The following is an 8,401-nucleotide window of genomic DNA, read 5'->3' on the forward strand; positions in this document are numbered from 1 at the left end:
GAGGCCGAACTGCAGCGGAAGGAGGCGGCCGACGCATGAGCCTGTTCCCCACCGGTGCGCTACGGCACTCCGGCAACCTGTTCGCGATGGCCCTGGACGTCGTCCGGACCCTGCCCCGACGGCCTTTCCAGGCAAGGGAATTCATCCAGCAGGCCTGGTTCGTCGCGAGCGTCACGATCCTGCCGACGGCTCTGGTCTCGATCCCCTTCGGGGCGGTCATCGCGCTGCAGATCGGCAGCCTGACCCGACAGTTGGGCGCGCAGTCCTTCTCCGGTGCCGCGTCCGTGCTCGCCGTGCTGCGGGAGGCCTCGCCGATCGTCACCGCGCTGCTGATCGCGGGCGCGGGCGGCACGGCGATCTGCGCAGACCTCGGGGCGCGCAAGATCCGGGACGAGATCGACGCGATGCAGGTGCTCGGCATCGACCCGATCCACCGGCTCGTCGTACCGCGAGTGCTGGCGTCGATGGTCGTGGCCGTGCTGCTCAACGGCCTCGTCTCGGTGGTCGGTGTCGCGGGCGGCTACTTCTTCAACGTCGTCCTCCAACACGGCACGCCCGGCGCCTACCTGGCGTCCTTCACCACCCTCGCCCAACTGTCCGACCTGTGGGCGGCGGAGATCAAGGCGCTGGTGTTCGGGGCCATCGCGGCGATCGTCGCCTCGTACAAGGGGCTGACGGCGCAGGGCGGTCCGAAGGGCGTGGGCGATGCCGTCAACCAGTCCGTGGTGATCACCTTCATGTTGCTGTTCGTGACCAACTTCGTGATGACTGCCGTGTACTTCCAGGTCGTCCCGCAGAGGGGTTAGCCGATGAGACCGCAAAAACTCCTCGATCGCCCCTTGCGCTCGCTCGAAGAGCTGGGTGCCCAACTGTCCTTCTACGGACGCTCCTTGGCTTGGACGGGCCGCACCCTGCGCCGCTACAAGAAGGAGATCCTGCGGCTGCTCGCCGAGGTGAGCTTCGGGCGCGGCGCGCTCGCCGTCGTCGGCGGCACGGTCGGCGTGATCGCGTTCCTGTCCTTCTTCACCGGCACCGAGGTCGGCCTCCAGGGCTACGCGGCCCTCAACCAGCTCGGCACCTCCAACTTCGTGGCGTTCCTGTCGGCGTACTTCAACACCCGGGAGATCGCCCCGCTGGTGGCCGGACTCGCCCTGTCCGCGACGGTCGGCGCCGGGTTCACCGCACAGCTCGGTGCGATGCGGATCAGCGAGGAGACAGACGCGCTGGAGGTGATGGGCGTCCCGTCGCTGCCGTTCCTGGTGACGACGCGGATGATCGCCGGCTTCGTCGCGGTGATCCCGCTGTACGTGATCGGGCTGCTGTCCTCGTACCTGGCCGCCCGCACCATCACCACCGACTACTACGGACAGTCGACCGGCACGTACGACCACTACTTCCACCAGTACCTGCCGCCCGTCGACGTGTTCTGGTCCTTCGGCAAGGTGATCGTCTTCGCGCTGCTGATCATCCTGGTGCACTGCTACTACGGCTACCACGCGAGCGGCGGCCCGGCCGGTGTCGGCGTGGCGGTGGGCCGGGCGGTGCGGACCTCGATCGTCGCCATCAACGTCCTGGACTTCTTCCTGAGCCTCGCGATCTGGGGCGCCAACACGACCGTACGGATCGCGGGGTGAGGCCGATGAGAGCACTGAGACTCAGGTTGTACGGTGTCGCGTTCATCGCCGTGCTCGCGCTGCTGCTGTCGCTCGCCGTGGCCGTCTACGAGCAGGCGTTCACGCCGGTCGTGCGCATCACGCTGCAGGCCGACACGCTCGGTAACCAGCTCGAGCCGCGCGCCGACGTCAAGCTGCGCGGGCTGCTGGTCGGCGAGGTCCGGGCGGTGCACGCGGACGGGACGAAGGCCACGCTCGACATCGCGCTCAAGCCGGAGTACGTCGTGTACATCCCCTCGGACGTGCACGCGCGGCTGCTGCCCAAGACACTCTTCGGCGAGAAGTACGTCGATCTCGTGCCGCCCGCCAGGTCGGCGGCCCGGCCCATCCGCGCCGGGGACGTCATCACGCAGGACCGCACCACGGTCGGCATCGAGGTACAGCAGCTGATGAACGACCTGCTGCCGCTGCTGCGCACGGTCCGGCCGGGTGAACTCAACGCCACGCTCTCAGCGTTCGCCACCGCGCTGGAGGGCCGCGGCGACCGGATCGGCGACAACCTCACCCAGGTCGAGGACTATCTGCGCCGCCTCAACCCGCACATGCCCTCCCTCAAGGAGGACATCACGCGGTTCGCGGACGTCGCCGAGGTGTACGGCGACGCCGCGCCCGACCTGATGCGGATCCTGCGCAACACGATCACCACCAGCCGAACGATCGTCGAGAAGAGGGACCAGTTGGCCTCGGCTCTGCGCGCGACCGCCTCCGTGGCGGGCACGGCGAACGACTTCCTGTCCGAGAACGGCGACCGGCTGATCACCCTGGGCCGGGTCTCCCGCCCCACGCTGGAGCTGTTCGCCCGCTACTCCCCCGAGTACCCGTGCCTGTTCCAGGGCCTGGTCCGGCAGGAGAAGGCGTCGGAGGACGCGTTCCGGGGCGGCGAGATGCGGATCACCCTCGAGGTCGTCCGGCCGCAGGGGGCGTACCGGCCCGGTGAGGAGCCGGTGTACGGCGAGCGGTCCGGCCCGAACTGCCGCGGCCTGCCGCAACCGCAGGTGCCCGGGCCGAAGCCCCATCTCAACGACGGTACGTCGGCCGGAGGTTCCGGAGGCGCACTCCCCGGAGGTGTCGATGTGTCCGCCACCCGGGCCGAGCAGCGGGCCGTCGGCTCGCTCGTGGCCCCCGTCATGGGCGTGCCCGCGGACCAGGTGCCGCCCGTGGCGACCCTGCTGTTCGGACCGCTCGCGCGCGGAACGGCGGTGAGTGTCGCATGAGCAGGTCAGAAGCCCGGCAGACCGCCGCCCCGCTGGTCAAGTTCAGCCTCTTTGCCCTGGTCACGATCGCGGCGACGGCGCTGCTCGCCGCCACCATCGTCAACGTCTCCTTTACCCCCAAGGACACCTATCACGCGGTGTTCACCGACGTCACCGGGCTGGAGACCGGCGACGACATCCGGGTGGCCGGAGTGCGGGTAGGAAAGGTCGAGGGCATCCGGATCAAGGACCGGACCCTGGCGGAGGTCACGTTCACCGTCAGCGCGGACCGGCCGCTGCTCGCCGGGACCCACGCGGTCGTCCGCTACCGCAACCTGGTCGGGCAGCGGTACATCGCGCTCACCGAGGGCACAGGCGACGTCACTGCCCGGCTGCGGCCGGGCGGCACCATCCCGCTGTCCCGGACCCAGCCGGCGCTGGACCTCAACGCCCTGCTGAACGGCTTCAAGCCGCTGTTCGCCGCGCTCAGCCCGAGCGACGTCAACCAGCTCGCCACCGAGATCGTCCAGACCCTCCAGGGCGAGGGCGGCACGGTGAACAGCCTGCTCGCGCACACGGCCTCGCTCACCAGCACCCTCGCCGACCGCGACAAGCTGATCGGATCGGTGATCGACAACCTCAACACCGTCCTGGAGACGCTCGACAAGCGCGGCTCCCGCTTCTCCGGGCTGCTCACGCAGCTGCGCCGGGTGGTCTCGGGACTGTCCGCCGACCGCAAGCCCATCGGGGAGTCGCTGGTGAGCATCGGCGACCTCACGGACGTCACGTCGGGGCTGTTGAAGGACGCGCGTCCACCGCTGAAGGACGACATCGCCGGGCTCGGCGATCTCACCGAAACGCTGAACAAGAACGAGAACACCGTGGAGGGCGTCCTGAAGCGGCTGCCGAACAAGCTCGAGAAGCTGACGGGGACCGCCTCGTACGGCTCGTGGTTCAACTTCTACCTCTGCGACTTCGACGGCCGGATCGTGCTGCCGAAGACCAAGCAGGTGATCACTCCGGAGCTGCACGTGGCGCGGGCGAGGTGTGGCGGATGAGCATGCGCATCAGGCGGCGCACTGTCCGCCGCCCCGAGCCGCTGGTGAGGGTCCGGGTCCTGCCGCCCAAGCTGCCGAAACTTCCCAGGCTGCTACCGAAGCGCAAACCCCGCCCCGAACCCCTCGTGAAGGTACGCGTCCTGCCGCCCGAGCTGCCCAGGATCCGGCTCAAGCGCCCACGCCTGAAGCCCTTCCGCGTGGGGGCACCTCCCGCGCCTTTCGGGCAGTGGGGGAGCAACCCGGTCGTCGCCGGCGCCGTCGGCCTCACCGTCCTCGCGCTGCTCACCGTTGCCGCCTTCAACGCCGACAGCCTGCCGCTGATCGGCGGCGGCGACACCTACAGCGCGGCCTTCTCCGAGGCCGGCGGGCTCAAGCCGGGCGACGAGGTACGGATCGCCGGGGTCAAGGTCGGCAAGGTCGAGGGCGTCGACCTGGACGGCGACCACGTCAAGGTGACCTTCAAAGTGAAGGGCCACCCGGCGTTCGGTCCCGACACGGGTGCGTCGATCCGTGTCAAGACGATCCTCGGCGCGAAGTACCTGGCCCTGTACCCGAAGGGGCCCGGCAGGTTGAAGCCGGGCGGCGAGATCCCGCTCCGGCGGACCGTGTCGTCGTACGACGTCGTCCAGGCCTTCAGCGACCTGACGACCACCACCGAGGAGGTCGACACGGACCGGCTCGCGAAGGCACTGGACACGATCTCTGTCACCTTCCAGGACTCCCCCGAGGAGGTGCGGGCGTCGATCAAGGGGCTGTCGCGGATCTCCCGGACCGTCGCCGCCCGTGACAAGGCGCTGCGCGGGCTCCTCGACCATGCCAACGGAGTCACCGAGGTGCTGGCCGGTCACACGAAGGACTTCTCCGCGCTGGTGAAGGACGGTGACGCCCTGTTCAAGGAGATCGACAAGCGCCGCGCGGCGATCCACAAGCTGCTCAAGAGCTCCGCGCTGCTGGGCATCGAGCTGTCCGGCCTGGTCGACGACAACAGCAAGGAGATCGGGCCCGCACTGAAGAACCTCAACACCTTCGTGACGATGCTCGAACGCAACCAGGCGAGCCTCGATCGCAGCGTCCGGCTGCTCGCCCCCTACGTACGGCTCTTCACCAACACCCTCGGCAACGGCCGCTGGTTCGACTCCTACGTCCAGAACCTGGTCGCCGCCCCGGTCACGCCACGGACGGGAGGCACCCGATGACCCGCAGACTCCTGGCCCTGTTCACCGCGCTCGCGATCGTCGTCGGCCTCGCCGTCGTCCTCTGGCCGGGCCCCGGCCCCGTCCGCGTCACGACGTACTTCCCGCGCACCGTCGGCATCTACCCCGGCTCCGACGTCCGCGTCCTCGGCGTCCGCATCGGCGAGGTCAGGAAGATCACGCCGGAGGGCGACCGGGTACGGGTGGACCTGGAATACGACCGGGGCCGCAAGGTCCCCGCCGACGCACAGGCCGCTATCGTCAACTCCTCGGTGGTCAGCGACCGTTACGTGCAGCTGCTGCCGGTGTACCGCAAGGGCGCGGTGCTGCGGGACGGAGACGTCATCCCCGAGTCCCGTACGGCCGTCCCCGTCGAGCTGGACCGGATCTTCGACAGCCTGCACACCACCGCCGAGGCGCTCGGCCCGAACGGTGCCAACAAGAAGGGCTCGCTGTCCCGGCTGCTCGGGGTGAGCGCGGACAACCTCCAGGGGCAGGGCGAGAACCTCAATCAGACGGTGGAGGACCTGTCCCAGGCGGTCACCACGCTGTCCGACGGGCGCGGCGACCTGTTCGGGACCGTGCGGAACCTTCAGGTGTTCACGGCCGCGCTGGCGGCGGACGACACAAGCGTGCGGTCGTTCAACACCGACCTCGCCGACGTGGCCGGGCAGCTCGCCGAGGAGCGCAAAGATCTCGCGGCCGCGCTGAAGTACCTGGCCGCCGCACTCGGCGACGTGTCCGGCTTCGTGAAGGGCAACAAGAAGGCGCTGACCTCGGACGTGAAGGGCCTGGCCAAGGTCACCAAGGTCCTCGTCACCCAACAGGACGCTCTGGAGGAGCTGTTGACCGTCGCCCCAACGGGCCTGTCGAACCTGCAGAACGCCTACAACCTCGCCGCCGGCACCCTCGACACCCGCAACAACGCGCCAGCCCCGCAGGATGCGTCATCCCTTCTCTGCTCGATCCTGAAGACGACCGGCGACGACCACGACAACTGTGCCGGGCTGAAGAAGCTCTTCGACTCCCTGCCCAAGGTTCCTTCGGCCCCGGTGTCGACGGGCACGGTCGACAAGACCCTCGGCGGAATTCTGGGGGCACCGGCATGAGTGTGCAGCGCAAGGGGCTGGTGGCCACCTGGACGGCGGTCGGCTCGCTGCTGCTGACCGGCTGCGAGTTCAACGGCTGGTACGACGTCCCGCTCCCCGGCGGCGCCGCCTCGGACGGTCACGCCTACCACGTCACCGTCGAGTTCCGGGACGTCCTCGACCTGGTGCCGCAGTCGGCGGTCAAGGTCAACAACGTCACCGCGGGCACGGTCGAGAAGGTGGAACTGGACGGCTGGCACGCCCGCGTGCGGCTCAGGATCGCCGACTCGGTGAAGCTGCCCGGCAACGCGGTCGCCGATCTGAGGCAGACCAGCATGCTCGGCGAGAAATACGTCGCCCTGTCAGCGCCGGCCGGCACGCGGCCCGTCGGACGGCTCCGCGACGGCGACCGCATCCCGCTGTCCCGCAGCGGCCGCAACCCGGAGGTCGAGGAGGTGCTGTCGGCCCTGTCCGCGCTGCTCAACGGCGGCGGGGTAGCCCAGCTGAAGACGATCACCGTCGAGTTGAACAAGGCCCTCAGCGGCCGCGAGGACCAGGTCAGGTCCCTGCTGAAGCAGCTCGACACGTTCCTCGGCGGCCTCGACGACCAGCGGGCGGAGATCGTGCGCGCGTTGAAGGGCATCGACCGGCTCGCAAAGCGGCTGAAGAAGGAGAAGAAGACGATCGCCCTGGCCGTCGACACCATGCCGCCCGCCCTGAAGGCCCTCGCTGACCAGCGCAAGGACCTGACGAAGATGCTCACCGCCCTGTCCACGCTCGGCAAGACCGGCACCAAGGTGGTGAACGCCTCCCACGACGACACCGTCGCCAACCTGAAGAAGCTCCAGCCCCTCCTGCAGGAGCTGAACAAGGCGAGCGACGACCTGCCCAACTCCCTTGAAATCCTTACCACTTACCCGTTCCCGCGCAACGCGACGGACGCCGTCAAGGGCGACTACGTCAACCTGAAGATCACCGCCGACCTCAACCTGGCGGACCTCTACGGCAACGTCACCGGCAAGCCTGGCAAGGGCGGGAAGACCCCGGCCCCCGGGACACCGCATCTTCCCGGCGTCCCCACTCCCACCCCTCTCCCGTCCACCCCGTCCCTGCCGGGCATCCCGTCCGTGCCCTCCGTGCCCGCCGTGCCCTCGACGCCCTCCGACGACAGCACCCTGCTGTGCCCGCCGGTGTGCACCGCTGCCTACGGCACCGAGGGCGGCTCGCGTCGCCTCCCGCCGGGGGTCGATCCCGGCCTCGCCGAGCTGATGCTGAAGGGGATACTGCCGTGATCACACGTACGGTCAGGGCCCAGCTGCTCGCCTTCGCGACCGTCACCGCCCTCGGGGTGTCGTACGTCGGCGCCCGGTACACGGGCCTGGTGGACGACGTCCTGCACCGCGGGTACACCGTACGCGCCGACTTCGCCGAGTCCGGGGGCGTCTTCCCCGGCGCCGAGGTCACCTACCGGGGCGTGCCGGTGGGCCGCGTCGGCGATCTGCAGCTGACCGGGTCCGGGGTCTCGGTGGCGCTGAAGATCGAGGACGGCGCCGCGAGGATCCCGGCCGACACGCTCGCGGTGATCGCCGACCGTTCGGCGGTGGGCGAGCAGTACGTCGACCTCCAGCCACGGCGGTCGGGCGGGCCGTACCTCATGGACGGCAGCCCGATCCCGCGCAGCCGCACCCGGACCCCGCTGCCGGTCACCGAGCTGGTCCTCAGCCTAGACCGGCTGGTCAACTCGGTCGGCAAGGACGATCTGCGGGTCACCGTCGACGAGCTGGGCAAGGCGTTCGCCGGCACCGGACCGAACCTGAGCCGGCTGGTGGACTCCGGCGACGCGCTGGTGGAGTCGGCATCCGAGTCGCTCCCCCAGACGGTCTCGCTGATCGAGGACTCGCGGAAGGTGCTCAAGACACAGGCCGACCAGGGCTCGTCCATCAAGTCGTTCTCCCGCGATCTCGCCACGCTCACCGAGCAGTTGAAGTCGAGCGACGGCGATCTGCGCCGGCTGATCGGCACCACTGTGCCCGCCGCGCAGGAGGTCGACTCCCTGCTGAAGTCCGCGCGGCCGCACGTGCCGGTCCTGCTGGCCAACCTCATCAGCGGCGGCCAGATCACCGTGGCCCGGCTGCCCGGCGTCGAACAGGCCCTGGTCACGCTCCCGCTCAATGTCGCGGGCAGCTACACGGTCAT

At 69.4% G+C, this 8,401-nt stretch carries 8 protein-coding genes; all 8 read left to right on the top strand.

Going from position 1 to position 8,401, the window contains the following annotated elements:
* The first annotated feature begins 35 nt into the window (after positions 1–35).
* A complete protein-coding gene (locus VXC91_RS39955) occupies positions 36–806 on the top strand; it encodes an MlaE family ABC transporter permease (protein ID WP_329512262.1) in 771 nt (256 codons plus the stop codon).
* Positions 807–809: 3 nt separating this feature from the next.
* Positions 810–1,634: an MlaE family ABC transporter permease gene (locus VXC91_RS39960; RefSeq protein WP_329512263.1), complete on the top strand. Its 825-nt coding sequence runs from the start codon at positions 810–812 to the stop codon at positions 1,632–1,634.
* Between the two features lie 5 nt (positions 1,635–1,639).
* A complete protein-coding gene (locus VXC91_RS39965; protein ID WP_329512264.1) occupies positions 1,640–2,887 on the top strand; it encodes an MCE family protein in 1,248 nt (415 codons plus the stop codon).
* A complete protein-coding gene (locus VXC91_RS39970; RefSeq protein ID WP_329512265.1) occupies positions 2,884–3,924 on the top strand; it encodes an MCE family protein in 1,041 nt (346 codons plus the stop codon). The genes VXC91_RS39965 and VXC91_RS39970 overlap by 4 nt, the downstream gene beginning before the upstream one ends.
* On the top strand, positions 3,921–5,120 hold the full coding sequence (locus VXC91_RS39975; RefSeq protein WP_329512266.1) for an MCE family protein: 1,200 nt from the start codon (positions 3,921–3,923) through the stop codon (positions 5,118–5,120). The genes VXC91_RS39970 and VXC91_RS39975 overlap by 4 nt, the downstream gene beginning before the upstream one ends.
* Positions 5,117–6,226 (top strand): MCE family protein, encoded by a 1,110-nt coding sequence (locus VXC91_RS39980; RefSeq protein WP_329512267.1) that lies wholly within the window; start codon positions 5,117–5,119, stop codon positions 6,224–6,226. The genes VXC91_RS39975 and VXC91_RS39980 overlap by 4 nt, the downstream gene beginning before the upstream one ends.
* Positions 6,223–7,497: an MCE family protein gene (locus VXC91_RS39985; protein WP_329512268.1), complete on the top strand. Its 1,275-nt coding sequence runs from the start codon at positions 6,223–6,225 to the stop codon at positions 7,495–7,497. Before VXC91_RS39980 ends, VXC91_RS39985 begins: the two co-directional genes overlap by 4 nt.
* Positions 7,494–8,401: MlaD family protein (locus tag VXC91_RS39990; protein ID WP_329512269.1), on the top strand; the 908-nt coding region annotated here is incomplete at its 3' end. The genes VXC91_RS39985 and VXC91_RS39990, both read left to right, overlap by 4 nt.

It is taken from the genome of Streptomyces chiangmaiensis, assembly GCF_036281785.1.
Lineage (GTDB): Bacteria > Actinomycetota > Actinomycetes > Streptomycetales > Streptomycetaceae > Streptomyces > Streptomyces chiangmaiensis.

What these genes read in the sequence shown, in the direction of transcription:
- VXC91_RS39955 (WP_329512262.1), top strand. Translation starts at nt 36, where the DNA reads ATGAGCCTGTTCCCCACCGGTGCGCTACGGCACTCCGGCAACCTGTTC.
- VXC91_RS39960 (WP_329512263.1), top strand. Translation starts at nt 810, where the DNA reads ATGAGACCGCAAAAACTCCTCGATCGCCCCTTGCGCTCGCTCGAAGAG.
- VXC91_RS39965 (WP_329512264.1), top strand. Translation starts at nt 1,640, where the DNA reads ATGAGAGCACTGAGACTCAGGTTGTACGGTGTCGCGTTCATCGCCGTG.
- VXC91_RS39970 (WP_329512265.1), top strand. Translation starts at nt 2,884, where the DNA reads ATGAGCAGGTCAGAAGCCCGGCAGACCGCCGCCCCGCTGGTCAAGTTC.
- VXC91_RS39975 (WP_329512266.1), top strand. Translation starts at nt 3,921, where the DNA reads ATGAGCATGCGCATCAGGCGGCGCACTGTCCGCCGCCCCGAGCCGCTG.
- VXC91_RS39980 (WP_329512267.1), top strand. Translation starts at nt 5,117, where the DNA reads ATGACCCGCAGACTCCTGGCCCTGTTCACCGCGCTCGCGATCGTCGTC.
- VXC91_RS39985 (WP_329512268.1), top strand. Translation starts at nt 6,223, where the DNA reads ATGAGTGTGCAGCGCAAGGGGCTGGTGGCCACCTGGACGGCGGTCGGC.